This is a genomic window from Nostoc sp. (assembly GCF_036916735.1).
GTDB lineage: Bacteria > Cyanobacteriota > Cyanobacteriia > Cyanobacteriales > Nostocaceae > Nostoc.
Window position 1 is genome coordinate 92,804 of the sequence record NZ_JBALFV010000014.1, and the last position, 18,235, is coordinate 111,038.

16 protein-coding genes are annotated in these 18,235 nt (G+C 38.3%); 12 read left to right on the forward strand and 4 right to left on the reverse strand.

Going from position 1 to position 18,235, the window contains the following annotated elements:
• Window positions 1–166 precede the first annotated feature (166 nt).
• From V7L20_RS03715 to V7L20_RS03735, 5 genes are all read left to right on the forward strand, one after another.
• On the forward strand, window positions 167–730 hold the full coding sequence (locus V7L20_RS03715; RefSeq protein ID WP_334742770.1) for a hypothetical protein: 564 nt from the start codon (window positions 167–169) through the stop codon (window positions 728–730).
• Window positions 731–796: 66 nt separating this feature from the next.
• Entirely contained in the window at window positions 797–1,735 is a 939-nt protein-coding gene (locus V7L20_RS03720; protein ID WP_334742771.1) for a fimbrial biogenesis chaperone, read from the forward strand.
• 210 nt (window positions 1,736–1,945) lie between these two features.
• Window positions 1,946–5,128, forward strand: coding sequence for a carboxypeptidase regulatory-like domain-containing protein (locus V7L20_RS03725; protein ID WP_334742772.1), 3,183 nt, complete (start codon window positions 1,946–1,948; stop codon window positions 5,126–5,128).
• A 124-nt stretch (window positions 5,129–5,252) separates the two neighbouring features.
• Window positions 5,253–7,433 (forward strand): polyphosphate kinase 1, encoded by a 2,181-nt coding sequence (gene ppk1 / locus V7L20_RS03730; protein WP_334742773.1) that lies wholly within the window; start codon window positions 5,253–5,255, stop codon window positions 7,431–7,433.
• A 284-nt stretch (window positions 7,434–7,717) separates the two neighbouring features.
• A complete protein-coding gene (locus V7L20_RS03735; protein ID WP_334742774.1) occupies window positions 7,718–8,134 on the forward strand; it encodes a response regulator in 417 nt (138 codons plus the stop codon).
• Window positions 8,135–8,263: 129 nt separating this feature from the next.
• Here the strand turns inward: V7L20_RS03735 and V7L20_RS03740 are convergent, their stop codons facing one another.
• Window positions 8,264–8,437, reverse strand: coding sequence for a hypothetical protein (locus V7L20_RS03740; protein WP_181984929.1), 174 nt, complete (start codon window positions 8,435–8,437; stop codon window positions 8,264–8,266).
• A gap of 309 nt (window positions 8,438–8,746) precedes the next feature.
• Here V7L20_RS03740 and V7L20_RS03745 point away from each other — a divergent pair, with 309 nt between their 5' ends.
• Entirely contained in the window at window positions 8,747–9,316 is a 570-nt protein-coding gene (locus tag V7L20_RS03745; RefSeq protein WP_334742775.1) for a DUF2854 domain-containing protein, read from the forward strand.
• Window positions 9,317–9,815: 499 nt separating this feature from the next.
• Here the strand turns inward: V7L20_RS03745 and V7L20_RS03750 are convergent, their stop codons facing one another.
• On the reverse strand, window positions 9,816–10,076 hold the full coding sequence (locus V7L20_RS03750; RefSeq protein ID WP_334742776.1) for a chlororespiratory reduction protein 7: 261 nt from the start codon (window positions 10,074–10,076) through the stop codon (window positions 9,816–9,818).
• A 574-nt stretch (window positions 10,077–10,650) separates the two neighbouring features.
• Here V7L20_RS03750 and V7L20_RS03755 point away from each other — a divergent pair.
• Together V7L20_RS03755 and V7L20_RS03760 are read left to right on the forward strand one after the other, a co-directional pair.
• Window positions 10,651–10,851 (forward strand): hypothetical protein, encoded by a 201-nt coding sequence (locus V7L20_RS03755; protein ID WP_334742777.1) that lies wholly within the window; start codon window positions 10,651–10,653, stop codon window positions 10,849–10,851.
• Complete coding sequence (locus V7L20_RS03760) at window positions 10,839–11,864, forward strand: GGDEF domain-containing response regulator (RefSeq protein ID WP_334742778.1); 1,026 nt, start codon at window positions 10,839–10,841, stop codon at window positions 11,862–11,864. Before V7L20_RS03755 ends, V7L20_RS03760 begins: the two co-directional genes overlap by 13 nt.
• 45 nt (window positions 11,865–11,909) lie before the next feature.
• Here V7L20_RS03760 and V7L20_RS03765 read toward each other — a convergent pair whose 3' ends face one another.
• The gene (locus V7L20_RS03765) at window positions 11,910–13,115 is read right to left on the reverse strand and encodes a histidine kinase (RefSeq protein ID WP_334742779.1); all 1,206 of its coding nucleotides are present in this window, start codon (window positions 13,113–13,115) and stop codon (window positions 11,910–11,912) included.
• A 569-nt stretch (window positions 13,116–13,684) separates the two neighbouring features.
• Here V7L20_RS03765 and V7L20_RS03770 point away from each other — a divergent pair.
• From V7L20_RS03770 to V7L20_RS03785, 4 genes are all read left to right on the forward strand, one after another.
• Window positions 13,685–14,053 (forward strand): hypothetical protein, encoded by a 369-nt coding sequence (locus V7L20_RS03770; RefSeq protein WP_334742780.1) that lies wholly within the window; start codon window positions 13,685–13,687, stop codon window positions 14,051–14,053.
• Between the two features lie 142 nt (window positions 14,054–14,195).
• Entirely contained in the window at window positions 14,196–14,420 is a 225-nt protein-coding gene (locus V7L20_RS03775; RefSeq protein ID WP_334742781.1) for a hypothetical protein, read from the forward strand.
• A gap of 51 nt (window positions 14,421–14,471) precedes the next feature.
• Window positions 14,472–14,990: a DUF3800 domain-containing protein gene (locus tag V7L20_RS03780; protein ID WP_334742782.1), complete on the forward strand. Its 519-nt coding sequence runs from the start codon at window positions 14,472–14,474 to the stop codon at window positions 14,988–14,990.
• A gap of 34 nt (window positions 14,991–15,024) precedes the next feature.
• Window positions 15,025–15,546, forward strand: a complete 522-nt coding sequence (locus V7L20_RS03785) for a DUF3800 domain-containing protein (protein ID WP_334742819.1) — start codon at window positions 15,025–15,027, stop codon at window positions 15,544–15,546.
• Window positions 15,547–15,741: 195 nt separating this feature from the next.
• Here the strand turns inward: V7L20_RS03785 and V7L20_RS03790 are convergent, their stop codons facing one another.
• Window positions 15,742–17,943, reverse strand: coding sequence for a PAS domain S-box protein (locus tag V7L20_RS03790; protein ID WP_334742783.1), 2,202 nt, complete (start codon window positions 17,941–17,943; stop codon window positions 15,742–15,744).
• Window positions 17,944–18,235 lie beyond the last annotated feature (292 nt).

Consider the following 18,235-nt stretch of genomic DNA (forward strand, 5'->3'; position numbering starts at 1 on the left):
ATTGCTCTCTTACTGCTGATGTAATTCCATAAACTGGTTAACTTCGTGAATATCTCCTCAATTCCCTAGAATCTTGGGAGATATTCTCCATATTAAATCTATTAGCAACAAAGTTCAGTAAAGATTTGATCTGTATACATGACTTGAATGTGAATAACTTAGCAATATGTCATGGCATCTAACTAAGAGTTACAAACGTTACCTACTCAACTCCATAGCTGTCAGTATAGCTATGTTAGCGTGTTCACAAACACCGAGTGCGGCACAATTAATCCCCACCATTCAACCCACAGAGATTTACCAGTTAGCTACTCCCCAAAGACTCAAAATTCCTCCCATCACACAGTCAGAAATTTCTGTGGCTACTAAAAGTGAGTCAGTTACTAATCCAGGAGACTTATTGGCACCTCCCCAATTTAATACTTTGATTGTTCGGGAATTTCCTAATATTTGGCAGATGCGTATTCCTACAAACCAAGTGAATTTACTTTATGCCACTTATGAGATAAAAGCCGAAAATGGTAGAAACGATGCAATTAGCAGTGAACAGCGTTCTAATTCTGCGGTTCAAATTGTTATAGAGCCGTTACCCATCATAGAAATTTCTCGTGATTCCAATACTAATACAGCTTTGGTACAAGGGGGATTCCGATTAAAAATGGACGTTTCTGGTACTCAAGTTGCAGGTCAATATACCGGGGAATTGTCAGTAATAGTAAATAGCCGTTAATTGCTGTAATTAGATGAAGAAAATAATTGCTTTATGGTGTGTTTTAGAATGAAGAATTTAATCCCTATGTTGCCAAGATCAATAAATATTGCCTTGGGTGTAATGGGAGCATTAGCTCTAAGTATGCCTCCTGCAATGGCAGTTAATATTGGTGTAAGCCCACCCAGATTTCACATAGATATGAACAGCAACAAAACACGCTCTCAAGCTATTCGTGTTTTCAACCTTGATTCTCAACCAGTTGAGCTTAAGGTTTATGTGCAATCGTGGGCAATGGACGAGGAAAATAAAATACGAATACTTCCTCCCAAAGAGCAATCTTTAGAGCAGTGGATTATTTTTACTCCTTCTAGATTTATAATTCCACCTGGTGGCTCACAGACTGTTCGTTTTGCCATTCGTCCTAGAGTTAAGCCTCAATCAGGTGAACATAGGGCAGTACTTTATTTTGAAGAAATACCCCGGACAGCTACACGAAATAAAGGTATAACTTTAATTGGCAAATTAGGAGTTGCAATATATGGTTATGTAGGAGATATCAAGAGAATTGGTGTATTAAATTCTGTGAGTGTCAAGCCTAAATCTAATGCTCTCAATGCCGTCTTTGATATTTATAGCCAAGGTAATGCATCTGTTAATATGCAAGGTCAATATGCTATTTGGCCAGCTGCTAAATATCCAGGTGCTGAGGTGACAAAACCCATAGCTCATTTAGAAAAGCCAGAGGTAAAAATTTCTGAGCCTTTAGTGGATGCAGGATTTTTACCTACAACACTAATTTTGCCTGATAGCCGTCGTCAAATTTTACTACCAATCACTAAAAAGTTACCCCCTGGTAGCTACGTTTTGGATATCAATGGGGAACTAAATGGTGTAGTGATTAAAAAAGGCATACCTTTTACAGTGCCCATTAATGCTCCATTAGCTAATAATATCAACACTCAAACTCAGCCTGCTTCTCAAAAATTAAGAAATCCTCTCAAAAATCTTCAGCATCGCAGATAAACTATTCCACATTTAAATTACGTTAATTGGTCTAGGTAAGATACTCATTCCACACGTTTGATGAAATTTAAATGTGCAAAATTAATGTGTTTTAGCTTTTGGGTTTACAAAAGCTGAAATTTTGCTAACCAAGTTTATTTATATTCCCAGGAATGATTTGTAGCCAGGAAGTTTCTTGGGCTACCCATACAAATTTGTGTACTTCAGTTTATGCCCAACCAACCTTCAGCATTTCCCCCACCAATTACAATTATACAGTCAGAGAATGGTTCTTGTAAAACGCAGTTAGATACCCGCGTTAGTCAAGAACATAAAGCATTTCCTGGAGCAATTGCAACTCTTTCACCACCAGAAATATTACCACCTGAGTTTTCCACGGATAAATCACAGCATTCTTGCAAGATAGATAATGAAAACACTATTTATTTCTCAGGGCATTTGAAAAACCTTTCTCCTTCAAGGAGAAAGGCTTTGAATTCTCTCCCTTCCCTAAAAGTAAATGGGGTTAGGCGGTTAGGTTCTTCATTGACTTTTCCACATAATGTGACAAGTCAGGGAAACATTACAGCTAGTAACATAACTAGTGAAAATGCTCTAGATTCTGACACCAAACAACTTAGTCAACAGGTTATCGCTCAAAGTATCACACCATCAGCAGGTTCCCAAAATTCAACTATTAGTGACATAAAAAATCCTCTAATAAATATCACAGATGCTTCTCATAATAATGATGTAAAAAATACGCTTTTTCCTGATAATGAACAAAAGGTTAACAATGTAGTTACTTCAGATTATTTTAGCAGTGATGCTTTAAAAACTTCAACAGGTAAGAATAGTACGACTCAAAATACTCCGATTAATAATATATTGGCTGAAGGTAAAAACTTATTAGTGGGAGTATTCATTAATGGACAGGAAGTTGGTAGCTTAGAAGTTATTCCAGAGGGAAAAAGCTTATTAATTCCACTGTCTGATTTTGCCCAGATTGCTGGATTTACGGTTGAAAAGATTGATGTCGGCAAAACCCACCTTAAAACACCTTTAGGTGAGGTAACTATTACAGATTCAGATTTAAAAAAAATTAATGGTATCACTTATATTAGTGATACCTTGTTGAAAGAAAAATTACTTACTGAGATAGAGCTTAAAACTTCAGATTTAGCCTTGAATGTTGATTTACCTTGGCGCAGAGGTAGTCGAGAATCGAGAAATCAGGCAATTGACCTCAAGCCTGAAGTTAGACCTCCTAGCAGTGGTTTATCTAATTTCCGGCAAGAGTTAAATTATTACAGTAATTCTGGTAATACAAATTGGCGTACTTCTTCTCTTTTGGGTGGGCGTTTGGCAGGTGGTGCGTGGCGGTTACGTTTAGAGAATGATTTTGTTAACTCGCCTCAACTAAGTGAATATTTTTACTTTAAACGTTCAGGGCGAATGCTTTATCAAATAGGTCGCCAACAAATTGGGTTAAATCCTTTAGCTACTAATCTCAATTTGACAGGAGCACAGATTGGTTATACTAATTTACCTGCCGACAGGTTTAATCCAAGTTATAGTGCTAATGAGCTTCTACCAAGACGTTCCCAACCTATACAAACATTTCGTGGTGTAGTTCCCCCAGCTAGTTTTGTTCAGTTAAGAGTTAGTGGCGTTGTGGTTGCTCAACAGCAGGTAGGACTAAGTGGAGAATACCAATTTGCAGATGTCAATTTGCCTACTGGTCAAAGTAATGATATTGAACTGTTTGTATTTGACCGCAATAATTTCAGCGTACCTACAGAAATTCGTTCTTTGAGACTCAATGCTTCAGATTTATTGTTACCAGCAGGCGGTAATGTGCAGCTAGCCGGTGTAGGATTAACTGGTAACTATATCCAAAATAATTTATTGGATGATTTTCCTTCGACTCAATCAGGGCAGTTCGCGGGATTTTATCAGATACGCCAGGGTATTTCTGATAATTTAACGTTGGAAAGCTCTGTACAATTATTACCTGATACTACACAAGCACAGGCAGGTTTTGCTTGGCGTTTGGCAAGTCCTATAATTTTATCAGCAAATGTCGGTAGTTCTAGCGGTGAATTAGGTTATGCGGCTAATTTGGATATTCAGTTGGATCGTTGGCAAGTTTTAGGAGTTTCTGAATTATATCCAACAGGCTATTTTAGCAGCAATGGTCAATCACGCGATCGCAAGAATAATGCTCTAGATGTCAGATATAAATTCAGTAATAACTTTAATCTAGGCTTGATTGCCCGCAGTTACCAAAACCAAAGTGATTCAAGTACTTACATTCTGCCGACTTTTTCATTCCGCGCATTGTCTAACTTATCTTTTAGAGGTACACCAGATTATTTTGGCAACTACTCATTGAATGCCTTTTATCAACCAACAAGAAATAGCAGATTAGCTTTTAACTCTTTTGGTAACGTCTATACAACAGACTTTGGCTATAACCTAACCCGTGATTATCTACTATCCTTCGGGACTGAATCTGGTGGTGATTTAGCGACTCGTTACACTTTAGGACTGAATTATAGCTCTCCTAGCCTTTATGGTCTAAGTTGGCGCTTAGGATTAGGATATAGAGATGGAGAAATTGGGCCGGTTGTTGGTGCTAGTATGCGGATATTACCAGGATTATTCGCCTTAATTGATTATCAAGGTATCCCCTCTAGATATAAAAGTGTTATTGGTGGCATTGGGGATGATCGCCTGACCATATCCTTAGTATCAGATTTATCATTTGCTGGCGGTAAAGTGTTACCGGCTGAATATAGCTCAGTTGGCAAAGACAGAGGAGCGATCGCTGGACGAATGGTTGTTCAAGGTAGTAGGAAGGGTGCAGACCTTGGTGGCAGTACTATCAATGTTTACGATAATCGTGGTCGCAGTGTCGGTACAGCTAAAATAGACGCTCAAGGTAATTTCTTTGTCGGTAACTTGCGAGAAGGTGTCTATGTAATTGCACTAGATCCAGACGAGTTACCAATTGAAGTTGCTGTGCAGAAAACTTCTATAGTTGCGGAAGTAGCAGGTGCAGCTGTGACTCAATTAGATTTCCCTGTTAGATTAGAATATGGTGTGGCAGGCAAAATTACTGATGTGTCAGGTCAGCCAATACCAAACGTGGAAGTACAACTAGTTGATGCTCAAGGCAAACCAGTAGTATCATCTATAACTGATCAATTTGGTCTTTACCGTCTAGACGCTGTTCCCGTTGGTAACTATACATTGCACGTTCCTGTTCAAGATGGCATCGCCAGCAGCAATACTTTACCGAAGTTAGAAGTAGCAATTAGTAAAGAGTTTGTCTACGATCAAAATCTGCAATTACCGATTACCGCAGCAGCTAAGGAGACTCAGGAGAAAAAACAAACTTATGACAAATAAGTTTTTAAGATTTTTATAAAAGCGACAATTAGGGACAAACCGCTTCACTTGGATGCCCGATTTAATTTATTATGTTTATTGTTCTCCATCTATATGGGCTACATCTGGCTACCCTAAGATCGTTATGGCAAAATCGAAAAAAAGCGCCAATCCCATCAATTTAAACGATCCACAATATTATCTTAACCGAGAGTTAAGCTGGCTAGAATTTAATAGCAGGGTATTACATGAAGCCTGTGATGATCGCACGCCCCTTCTCGAACGCCTGAAGTTTTTAGGAATCTTCAACTCTAATTTGGATGAGTTTTTCATGGTGCGCGTTGCTGGTTTAAAGCAACAAGTAGAAGCGAAAGTTAGCCTGTTAACTCCTGATGGTCGGACACCACAACAACAGCTAGACGATATTAGGTCTACCCTGATTCCTCTTGTAAAGAAAGAGCATCAACATTTTGAGCAAGTACTTCGTCCCCTATTAGCAAATCATGGGATCCATATCCTAGATTACATAGATTTAAATCAAAAACAACGGACTCATCTCAACAGTTATTTTGAGGAACAAGTCTTTCCAGTTTTAACTCCTTTGGCTGTTGATCCTAGTCATCCCTTTCCTTTTATTTCTAATCTCAGTCTGAATCTGGCTGTTGTGGTCAAAAACCCAGACACCGAAGAAGAATTCTTTGCCAGAGTTAAAGTCCCCAATCTGCTACCACGATTTTTAGCAATACCGCCAGAATTGGGAGATCAGAACAACGATAAACCTGCCCACTGGACTGGAGTACCTTTAGAACAAGCGATCGCTCATAACTTGGAATCTCTATTTCCAGGGATGAACATTCAAGAATATCATCCGTTCCGCATTACCCGTGATGCCGATTTGGTCTTAGAAGAAGATGAAGCAGATGACTTATTGTTAGCTATCGAACAGGAATTGCGAAAACGGCGCTTGGGTGGAAGTCCAGTCCGGCTAGAAATTCAATCCCAGACTCCTGAAATAGTGCGATCGCGATTATTGCATGATTTGGAATTAACAGAAAGCGATCTCTACGAAGTAGACGGCCTTTTGGGACTGCGGGATTTGATGTATTTTATGTCCTTGCCATTGCCGGAACTCAAAGATCCACCACGCCAATCTGTTGTACCATTACGCTTACAAAGACTGAGGGAACCAAGTTTAAACCCAGACACACTGGAGACAGACGAAGGAAAAGACTTTTTTGCTGTGATTCGGGAAAAGGATTTGTTAGTACACCATCCCTATCAATCCTTTTCGGCTACAGTGGTGCGTTTTATTACCCATGCTGCCTACGATCCGAATGTGTTAGCCATCAAGATGACCCTTTACCGGACTTCTGGCGACTCGCCCATCGTTAACGCCTTAATTGCTGCCGCCGAAAATGGCAAACAGATATCTGTACTGGTGGAATTAAAGGCACGATTTGATGAGGAGAATAATATTTACTGGGCAAAACGACTAGAAAGAGTGGGGGTTCATGTTGTCTATGGTTTAGTGGGGCTGAAAACCCACAGTAAAACCGTCATGGTGGTACGGCGCGAAAAAGACCGGATACGTAGGTATGTGCATATTGGCACTGGTAACTATAACTCCAAAACGGCACGGCTATATACAGATTTGGGATTGTTCAGTTGCCGTGAAGAATTAGGTGCTGACATCACAGATTTATTTAATTTCTTGACAGGCTACTCACGACAAAAGTCTTATCGAGAATTGCTGGTTGCGCCTGTGAATATGCGCGATCGCTTTTTGGCACTAATTCGCCGCGAAATCGAAAATGTTCAAAATGGATTTTCTGGACGCATTGTTGCCAAAATGAATTCCCTAGTCGATCCAGAAATTATTGCCACTTTATATGAAGCTTCCCGCGCCGGAGTGCAAATCGACTTAATTATCAGGGGTGTTTGTTGTTTGCGTCCAGGACTTAAAGACATTAGTGAAAATATTCGCATAATTAGCATTGTCGGTCGCTTTTTAGAACACTCTCGGATTTATTATTTTCATAACAATACACAGGAGGAAATCTATATCGGCAGTGCCGACTGGATGCGCCGCAATCTAGATCGCCGAGTTGAAGTAATTACCCCAGTAAAAGACCCTGATATTGCCAAAGATTTGCAAGAAATTATGGGAATTATGCTCGCAGATAATCGCCAAGCGTGGGAATTACAAGCTGATGGTACTTACGTTCAACGGCGTCCATACAATGATTCTCCAGAAGCTAATTCGCAAAAAATTCTCATGAGTATGGCATTACGCTCAACTGGTGTAGCCTCAAACCTGATTGATTAAAAAATAAGTTACTTCTACCTTGACAACTAACTCAACTTAGTTTGTTGGACTTACGCAGGGACTACGTTTACGTCATTACGAGCAAAGCAAAGTAATCGCAAAAGCTCAGTTTTTCGTCACGAGTGCGTAAGTCCTATTTTTTAGAAAACTTGACTTTTTGGAAGTTATCTAAGTTGTTTGTCATGGGTTGACACAAGTTATTCAACCATAGGATAGAGTTAGTGCTGGCATTTGTTCCCATAGACTAGAGAAGCTGTTCTGAAATAATTTCGTCTTTTCCTTAAATGTTAATGTTATCCTGTGAGCTTTCTACCTTGCGTCTTTTAGTAGTTGATGACCACGAACTGACTCGTTTAACCTTACAATTAATTTTTTCTTGCCAGGAAAATATTCAAGTAGTAGGTTTAGCCAGTAATGGTGAAGAAGCTATAGAAATGGTTAAACATTGCCATCCTGACGTAATTGTTTTAGATTTACAGATGCCAGTCATGGATGGCTGGAGCGCGTCTAATCACATTAAAGCTATATCTCCGAACACCCAAATACTTGCTTACTCCTCAGTGGAAGACCTAAATTTTCACGGGACAAAAGCAACGTCAAGCTTTGATAAAGTTTGCAAGAAAGATATACCTACAAGCGAACTTATTGCATTAGTTAGGCAGTTAGGTCAGCGTAGAGGAGATGGTTCAGTTGTAGGATAAATTATACAGCTATATTGCTTCGCTAACTCACACTTAGTTGAATTATGAGGATTTTAAAACATGATACTACTGAGAAGCGTCGGTTTAACCTGAAGTTGACGGTTAAACCGACGCAATTTTTGATAGTTTCTACTCTACCGGAATGGTGCGTCTAAATTCATCAATTAATTCATCCAGTTCTTCCAAAGCCTGATTTACATCAACTCTCAAAGTTCCCAAATTTGGTTGCTCCAGTAGACCTAATAGGTACTCGCGTTTGCTTTGAACTGCGACAATTCGTTCTTTTATAGTCTGTAAATCCATTATTTTTTTCCTATCTTTAACTACCTTTGAATTTAAAGTTAACTCAAAATCCAACATTCTGGGGCAATAATACGCCCTTACTAGTTTACTACACTAACTTTGTGGCTTAGAAATCCGTGTTCTTGCGTCTACGGAAATTTTTATATAAATAAAGGTAAAACCCCTTGACTTCTTACCGTGTCAGTCTTAACTTAGCAATTTCGAGTTGGTTGAATATTACTGTCTAAGAATGATATTCTTTCCTAATTAGTTATTCATAGCCGATGATAATAAAACTGGGGTATTCAGACTTTATACTAATTTAAGCTCATGCTACGCCAAATTTCTTTAGGAACACTCGGTTTAACTATCGGCAGCATATTAACCATCATGGGTTTCGTCGCCTATGGTGCTGATAATGCCACATTAAATCTTGTCGGATTTTTTTACGGGATTCCTTTATTGTTGGGAGGATTGGCGCTGAAAGCTAACGAACTCAAGCCAGTACCCTTTACCCAAACTACGTCACCGTCAGTATTGATATTGCGAGAACAGCAAGCAACTGATACTCAAAATAAAATTCGCAAAGACATCACCCGATATTGTTACGGTCAAGATGCTCATCTAGATACAACACTGTCTTTTCTGGGTTTGAGTCCCTCAGACCAGGAACGACCAACAGTAACAGGCTTGCGAGAAACAGAAGTCAATGGCAGCTATGCCCTAATTTTAGAATTTAATTCACCCCTAATACCAATTGATGTCTGGCAAAAAAAGCAGGAAAAAATGATCAACTATTTTGGCCCTGGATTGGAGGTTGAAATAATGCAGCCATCTGAAAATACAATTGAGCTAGCACTGATCAATACTCAAAAAGAGTCACTAGTCAGTAGTCAATAGTCAAGAACAAAAATTATCGTTACCCAAACTCGATTCTTTTATGTAGCAATCCTGAATTAAACGCGCAGCTCACCGACTTATCAAAGAAGTTAAGGAGCTGCCAATACGGTTAGGATAGCAGGGGGAGCAGGGGAGAAAAGAGGGTATTGTTGAGTAATTCTTTTTTCACCATGTTTCCAATACTGCGTAAGAGGTTGTTTTAAAAGTGTTTCGCTGTAATTTTGGGCACTTTTAGATCCCCCCTAACTCCCCTTAAAAAGGGAGGAACTGGAATTAAAATCTCCCTTTATAAGGGAGATTTAGAGGGATCTAAAACTTTTAATACTGAGAAGAGGACTTTTCAAACATCCTCTAAGTTAAGCCTAAAAAATAACTTCAATGTAGGTTGGGTTGAGGCACAAAATTCAACATTTTCAGGACTGTGTTGGGTTTTGTTTTGTTTAAACCAACTTATAAATCTACTATCTGTTATGCTACTTCTTAATCGCTAACCAAAATGTTACTTTTCTAAACGAACTGCATACCACTGCAAATATTGCCCAGGAGCAATATCTAATTCGCAAGTGGTGTCAAGTAAATATTGTGCTTGAGCATCGGTGGTATCAAACTTTTGCAAATCAGGTGGCAAATCTTGAATTACGAGTTGTTGGAGAGTGGTCTTGAGCTTTTCTAATAACTCTAATTGTGTCAAAAATTGTTCTGGTTGATTTGTCTCTAAAACAACAAAGTTATCTTGCTGATACATTAATGAGTCTGGCATTTTGAAGATTTAGTAAGTGGAAATAGATTTTGATTTTTGGATTAAAGAAAGATAGCAATTTTATAGATTAATTATGAATTGATTTTTAAATTAAATAATTGAATAAATATTAATTTGCCATATTTAAAATATATAGAATTTTAGCTAATAAGTTGGTGCAGTTTAGAATAAATAACTAGATTTTTATTTAACTAAAATATATTGGGATTAAGTAATTATTTTATTAATCCAAAGTTAATCTACAAAAAAGTTTTGTGCAAATGTAAATTCATATTCTATGTAATTATACTATACATCTGTAGCCCTTGTCGAATAGACTAAATAAATTTGAGTCCAGTGATATTAATATTTAGTCTTAACTATCTTCTGATCTTACTTGTGATTTTTGCTTTGCGCTGTATTGTTGGGTTTCAACACTTACAGAACTAAAGAAATAAGGTGTGCATTTGCAATTTTTTAAAAAATTGCAATTTGACTTTAACAATGGGGAAATATAAAAGTAAGATTTCCTCCTCTAACCATAGGCGAACAAAAAGGTAAGAATTGCCTTCGTGTGCCAATTATAGATTAGTCTATGCAACTTAGTTATCTACCGCTTGCTTGGCTCAGTAACCTTGAGCAGTCTATTGTCAAAAAACAGTTGATTATGAAGCCAGACACACCTTTGCCGCACATCCTGGCATTGATGAAAAGAGCGATCGCCCTCATGCGATTGAGTTGCACAGCCTTTTTCAGGATAGTTCTGCAAGTGGAAGGCAACTCATGTCAGGCATAACTCCATTTTCTGTTTCTAAGCAACCACCACTGATTCTAGTAGCTGATGATGACAAGACCATCCGAGTATTGTTGCGTAAAGCTATGGAACAAGAAGGTTATCGAGTGGTTGACGTTAATGATGGTAAGCAATGTTTAGATGCTTACGAGACTATCAAACCAGATATAGTTTTGCTAGATGCTGTAATGCCTGTGATGGATGGTTTTACCTGCTGTAAGCATTTGCTCCAGATTGCTAGGAATAATTTAATTTCAGCCCTTGCAACCTTTGATACTGACCCAACCCTTAATAATAAGGTGATCTCCAAAATATGGGAGCGCACTCCTATATTGATGATCACATGCTTGGATGATGAAGAATCTGTAGACCGTGCTTTTGAAGCAGGGGCAACTGATTATGTAACTAAGCCAATTCACTGGCCTGTATTGCGCCAGCGATTGCGTCGCCTGTTACAGCAAGCGCAAGTATACAAACAGTTAGAGGCGGCAAACCAAGCTTTGCATCACCTCGCCAATGTAGATGGCTTAACTGAGTTGGCAAATCGTCGCCGTTTTGACGATTATCTCAATACTCAGTGGATTAATCTGGCACAAGAGGAATCTCCCCTGTCAATGATTTTATGTGATATCGACTATTTTAAATTTTATAACGATAAATATGGTCATCCTGCTGGAGATGTCTGTTTACATAAGGTAGGTGCTTTATTAAGTCTCAAGGCGCAAAAACATCAGGATTTAGTAGCGCGTTATGGTGGTGAAGAATTTGCTGTGATTATGCCATACACCCCTGCATCTGGCGCAGTTCACGTTGCCGAAGCGATACAAGCGGGAATCAAAGATTTGCGAATTGTTCACGATGGGTCTGCGGTGAGTCAGCATGTCACCCTAAGTATGGGAGTGGCTACTGTTGTGCCCACTTGGGAATCCTCTCCTTCAGATTTGATTGTGCGGGCAGATAAAGCACTCTACCAAGCAAAAACTGGGGGGCGCGATCGCTTTGTCTCAAGTTCTTAATTGTCATTTGTCATTTGTCATTTGTCATTTGTGAATGCCCAATCTCTAGGAAGGATAAACTGGTAGTGTGAAGTGGAACCATGCTCCGTTATTGGGGGCAGAGTCTACCCAAATTTGACCATAATGTGCCAGGATAATGCGTTGGCATAAACAAAGACCAATTCCGTAACCTTCTGTACCTTCATCCCGTTGCAAGCGGAAGTGATTTTCAAAGATGCGATCGCGATTCTCTACAGGAATACCAGGTCCAGTATCGCCGATACTAAATTGAACTTTTTGGGTAGTGCGATGCAATCCGGTAATACTAATCTTGCCACCTTGTGGGGTATATTTGATGGCATTATCCAACAGATTCACTAGCACTTGGCGGATGCGTTCTGGGTCAGCATATACATAAGGCAAATCATTAGGAATATCTGTTTCTACCTCTTGGGATTTGGCGGTGTAGCGATCGCCCAATTCTTCTAGTACATCTAAGCACAGTTTCCTTAGCTGTACTTTTTGTGGTAAAATCGGAAACTCTGTATCTTTGCCACGACCTACCTGTAAAAGGTCGGCAATCATCCGGTCAATGACCTTAGTTTGATTGCGGGCTTGTTTTAATAAATGCGCCGTCATGGATGGCTTGAGGCGCTGGAATTGCCCTGTCTCTAAATTGTAATTAGATTGAAGAGTTTCGATGGCGAGCGCGGCAGCAGTTAGCGGATTGCGGAGATCGTGCACCAGCATAGCAATCACCCGATCTTTAAACTGTAGCTGCTCTTGGAGGTTATCTTTTTCCTGTTTCAAGCGAAAAATTTCGTCTGAGAGTCGAATTAGTTCTGCCGAAACAGCAACTGAATGGATAGTGGATTTGAGTAATGTCGCCCTAGAATTGTCGTCTATACGTTCTTGTAAGTCTTCCTGTACTTTTAAGTAAGCGTCTACAGCAGTTTGCCAGCGAGGCCACCAGTTTTTTAATTGCGCTATGATATTACTCCCAGCCAGAACCTGTCGTGGTTCGGGATGGATTTTGATTAAAGCTGGCGTTGCTATCAATTTAAAGTGTTCTGCTAAGTAAGGTTGTTGTCCAACATCGATAGTTTCAACTTCAAAACTATACTCAGCCTGCAATTCTTTTAAGTAAGCACGGATTCGCTGCACTTGTTGTCGGGACTTGGGTCGTCCATCGACAAATAGTAGCAGCTGGAGTGGAGCCTCAGAATAAATAGGCTGATCCTGGGAAACTTGCATGTAATCGTGTTTCAGCACTGGTAACAACCCGGCGACGCTTTACAGAAAGTAAAATAGACTGACGGTTGTCGATGGTCGTTGTTTTTTCTTCAATTTAATATCTATTTTAGATTCTTAATACTCCGATCAGTTCTGCGTTTTTGACATCAGATATATTATTTTCAGCCTTTTGCCCCGTTTTAGTTAACTTCATCTCCAAGAAACACCCAAGTCCCTTGAATATAAGTCTTAATTTGCCCTAAAGCAAAAATTTTCGCCAGAGTTAGCAAGTGAAAAGTTTAACACTGTGTCAATTCGAGTACTTGCTTTGAGCAAGTAATCACCGAAGTAAACGTAGATGCTAATTGTATCTAATCTATCAGGAAGTTGTTAACTGTTCAGACCAAGTTTATAGAGGGCTTTCTCAACCGTCAGTGCATCCGATGAAGTGTTTTTTTTGCCTCTACCCAATCTTAGTAATGATTGGGAAAACAGTCACAGCTAACTATGTAGTGTCTCTATAACTTGCGAACCACACCGTCTGCCTAGCCTTTCGAAAAGAACCCCTATAGCAGAAGAACAGGGGATGGATTGCCAAAGAGAAAACTTTGGATAACATAAGTGCGATCGCTCTTTTAGAGAAAGCACTCACTGCTTTCGAAGCTGCCAAGAAACTCTTGACAATAGCACAAGTACCACTTTCCCCAGAAAATAAATCTAGAGATACTAGAGAAACTGTTGCGACACTTGACTGCTTTGCCTATTATCACTTTGGTCCCCAAGAACCACAAACTTACGCTAAGTTCCTGAAATTGCTTAATAGTGGCATTTTCCACCTATTGCCTTATTTAGCTTACCATCGTCAGATGAATAATTTCCAGAATCGATTGTCAGCCGACGTTAGCAAACTTTATCCATTTCCCTCCTTGAGTGAGGCTAAAGGGGGCTTTAGTCCTAGTTTATCACTTCAGGATTGAAACGCTTGAAACTCACTAAAATCCCTATTGGGGATTGAAATTAGGACTATGTTAAAAACCACAAACCTGAAAAATATCTCCAAAAAATTCGCTATAGCCAGAAATTCTGCTTCTCTCAAAGAAAATGAGGCAATGAGAGCTATTGCATATAGCATGGATTTACTACTCGCTGGTTTATATATGGTTACTTGGTTTTAGTTTACGCATTGGTGGGAGCGTACCAGATGATATTCCCTATAAATATCTTGGTAAAATTCACAACTTAACTGGAATTGCTTTAGTATTACCAGGATATAGAATTTTTACAACTTACCAGGGTAGTTATGACCCTCAACAGACATCAGATACAGGGACTAACAGCTTTTAATTGTACGGTTCTTGACTCAAATACTTTTGAAACCTTATTTTTAAAATTTAAATGACTATTCAAGAAATTTATTGTGATGAGTCTGGATTCACAGGCAATAATCTTTTGGATAAAGATAATCCTTATTTTGCATATACTACTGTTGCTATTAGTTATGAAAAAGCTAAAGATTTCGTTAGACAAATAATTAAAGATAATAAGATTCAAAATGAATTAAAATTTAGCAGTCTTATTAAAAATAGTAAAGGTAAACAAATAATCACACAAATTCTTTCTACATTTCACGACAATACTAAAATTAGTATATATCATAAAAAATATAGTTTAGCCTGTAAATTTTTTGAATATATTTTTGAACCTATCATATCAAGTAACAATAAGTTATTTTATGAACTTAAATTTCACAAATTTATTAGCAATATTTTATACTTTGAATTTGAGCATTTAAATAAATATGCAGAGGAAATTTTTGAAGACTTTTATAAATTTATACTCAATAAAAATGATGATTTATTTTATAGGTTTAGTTCTATAAAGCTAGATGTAATTTCACCATATCTTAAAGCTTAAAGCAATTAAAGATTTTTGTTTTTTTAATAGAGATATAGTTAAAAAAGAATTAGAATCTTTAAAAGGTTCTGGAGTAGAAAAATGGGTTTTAGATGCTAGTAACAGTGCGCTTCATCTTCTTTTAGCTCAATGGGGACTTGAATATAAACAGCTAAAAGTTTTTTGCGATAGGTCTAAACCTTTGCAAGAACAATCTATTTTTTTTAATCCCATGATTAATAATGAAAACCAAGTGTTCTACGAGCTTAACAATCAAGCAACTCCTATAAGTTATAATTTAGCAAATAACATTGAATTTGTTGATTCTCGGCAATTTCACGGAATACAATTAGCAGATATATTTTCAGGAGTTTCTACATTTATACTAAAAGAAAATCAAAAAGGTAAATACGCAAATTACCCAAAAGAATGGAGTAACTATCTATCTAAATCCGTAATAGCTACTATATCTGTATTCCCGGAAGTAGACTTTTTAAAAGCAGAACAACTATCATTTCAAATAAATGCTCTAATACTAGAAGAATTAGTTCGTCGAAGTGCCAAAAAAATCCCTTGATTAGAAAATATATCAAAATATATAATATTAGTAGACCATTATTTACGCTTGAATTTGTTTGAGCAAAAAAATATTTAGATTTATGTCTATCAGTAACTGATTTGTTTCTACAAAAATTCAGTAAACTAAAAAGTTTTTCCAAAGAGCGAACGTTAGGATTTTTTTAGTCTGTGATACTTTCACCACCAAAATCAATTAGCCATCTCCTATAACTGATTCCACTTCTGGAGACAGCAAATATGTGTCTTTAGATGTTAAGGCAGGCAAGTACACTGTAAATTGAGTCCCTCTGCCTGCCTGACTGTAAACATTAACAAAACCACCGTGATTCTTAATAATACCCAACGCTGTGGAGAGTCCTAAACCTGTACCTTTGCCTACCTCTTTTGTGGTGAAAAATGGTTCAAAAATCCGTTGCTGAACTTCCGACGACATCCCCACACCAGTATCCGTCACTACGATCGCAATATAAGAACCCACTTTCGCATCAATATTTATCTGGGCAGAATGTTCACCAATTACCAGATTTTCCGCCGCAATCCTCAATATACCACCATTGGGCATGGCATCACGGGCGTTGACTACTAAATTCATCAGAATCTGATGTATTTGAGTTGAGTCTCCACGCACATACCACAGATTTTTAGGGATATCTGCCTGACAGATAATAGATTTGGGGAATGTTTGAGTGATAATTTGTTCAAGTTCTGCCATCAAAGGCTGAATTTGGACAATTGTCTGTTTACCTTCATTACCCTGTGCAAAAGATAACACTTGCTTGAGCAAATTAGCGCCGCGTTTAACATTATTTTCTAGAGTTTGCAGTATTTGCTGACTCTGCGAATCGGGCAATTTCTTCTGCAATAGTTGAACTGACATTAAAATTGGAGATAGTATATTGTTCAGGTCATGGACGATACCGCCAGCTAAGGTGCCGATACTTTCCAAACGTTGCGATCGCAGAAGTTGAGCTTCCAGTTGTTTCTGCTGCGTAATCTCGGTGTTTACACTCAAAATGGATTTGGGTTGTCCATTATCATCCCGGATAAGTATCCACCGACTTTCAACGATAATTACTTTGCCTTCCCTTGTCAGTTGATGCAACTCACCCCGCCACTCACCCGTATTCATCACTCTCAAATAAGCATTTTCTAGCTGTGGTGAAATGTCTTTATACAAAAGTTGCAAAACATTCTTACCGACAACTTCCGCAGTCTTCCAGCCGTACAAACGTTCAGCACCTTGATTCCAAAACAAGATTTGGTTGTGGACATTTCGCACCAAAATTGCATCACTTGATACATCCAGCAGCAACCCTTGTTCACGGATTTTCTGTTCTGCCTGTTTTTGCTGGGTTATATCTCGCATCAGTGCCAAATAGATGAATGTACCATCCAATTCGTTACGCAGTGGTACGGCATGAGTTTCCATGTAGCGGCGAGTACCTTTAAATCCCATGATTTCAAACTCCAGAGTTCCCTTGTTACCTTTGCAGACATTTTGATGCAAGTCGGTAAAAGCTACTCTATACTCTGGTACAATTAGGGCATCAATTGGTTTACCAATTAATACATCGGCACTTTCCACTTCCATCATTGCCAACCCTTCTGCATTAATTTCTAAAAGGGTGCCATCCCCGGCAATTAACTTGATGCATTCTGGTTCTGCATCTATCATGGCTCGTAAACGATTTTCGCTTTGCCCTAGGGCTAGTTCTGTCTGCTGAAGTTGCCTAATATAACGCCACAACAAGTCATACAGCAGCGCCACCAGCACCAAATCCACAATAGCAGCGATAAAAAATGTGACTATCGCCTTTTGGGAACTTGCTTGCAACTGCTGCATTTCCTGCTGTAATAAATTTTGCTCTACCTCTAAAAAGTCGTGAAGAAGCTGTTGGATTTCTTTGCTGGTTTGCTTATTTTTGTCAGATAAGATTCGCTGCCGAACTGCTTCAAATCCCTGGTTTTGTCTGAGATAAATTTCTTGTCGCAGCATTTTGAGCCTGTTGGTAATTTTCAGCTCCAGCAAATAAATCCACTGCCGCTTTTGATGACTATCAGCAGTTAACTTACTAATAATCTGAATATTGCTATTAGTTTTTTGATAAGCTGCAAGATAGGTTTGTAAATCATCTGTCTCTGCTGTAATTAGGTAATTACGTTGTGCAGTTTCAGTATCTTTGAGTGCAGATTGGATACTTTCAACTTGAGTAACCACTTTATATGAAGATGTCACCAATTGCTGGTTGTGAATCAGCTTAAGAGTGTTGCTATATGAGACTACAGCATTAGTAAATACAAGTGTCAATGCTAGGATGAATATTGTTTTCAGCTTTTGGACTCGATACCATTTTTTGATCATGCGATCGCCTTTTCTGCCGCAGATGCCCTCCATCAGTTAAAATTAAAGATTAAAAACAAATACTGAGAATATTTTAAATATTTTGATAACACGGGTAGCAAAATACAATCTGTTATAGTTGTAAGTGTCTAGGTTTTTTGGAATGATTATTTATACATGATAGACACAAAGAAATCCGCTAATTTTTAATATAAATTCATTTTGATCTGTAGTGTTACCAATGCAGTTCGGATCAGATAATTTGCCTATCTATAATATTTGTATATACGTTGCAATGTAACATATTTTATTGAAAATTTTAATTAACCCCAAAATTACAGGGATT

Coding starts and splice junctions, on each gene's coding strand:
- ppk1 (WP_334742773.1), top strand. CDS start 5,253: ATGGCAAAATCGAAAAAAAGCGCCAATCCCATCAATTTAAACGATCCA.
- V7L20_RS03760 (WP_334742778.1), top strand. CDS start 10,839: ATGTCAGGCATAACTCCATTTTCTGTTTCTAAGCAACCACCACTGATT.
- V7L20_RS03755 (WP_334742777.1), top strand. CDS start 10,651: ATGCAACTTAGTTATCTACCGCTTGCTTGGCTCAGTAACCTTGAGCAG.
- V7L20_RS03750 (WP_334742776.1), bottom strand. CDS start 10,076: ATGCCAGACTCATTAATGTATCAGCAAGATAACTTTGTTGTTTTAGAG.
- V7L20_RS03790 (WP_334742783.1), bottom strand. CDS start 17,943: ATGGAGGGCATCTGCGGCAGAAAAGGCGATCGCATGATCAAAAAATGG.
- V7L20_RS03725 (WP_334742772.1), top strand. CDS start 1,946: ATGCCCAACCAACCTTCAGCATTTCCCCCACCAATTACAATTATACAG.
- V7L20_RS03720 (WP_334742771.1), top strand. CDS start 797: ATGTTGCCAAGATCAATAAATATTGCCTTGGGTGTAATGGGAGCATTA.
- V7L20_RS03735 (WP_334742774.1), top strand. CDS start 7,718: ATGTTAATGTTATCCTGTGAGCTTTCTACCTTGCGTCTTTTAGTAGTT.
- V7L20_RS03715 (WP_334742770.1), top strand. CDS start 167: ATGTCATGGCATCTAACTAAGAGTTACAAACGTTACCTACTCAACTCC.
- V7L20_RS03740 (WP_181984929.1), bottom strand. CDS start 8,437: ATGGATTTACAGACTATAAAAGAACGAATTGTCGCAGTTCAAAGCAAA.
- V7L20_RS03780 (WP_334742782.1), top strand. CDS start 14,472: ATGACTATTCAAGAAATTTATTGTGATGAGTCTGGATTCACAGGCAAT.
- V7L20_RS03745 (WP_334742775.1), top strand. CDS start 8,747: ATGCTACGCCAAATTTCTTTAGGAACACTCGGTTTAACTATCGGCAGC.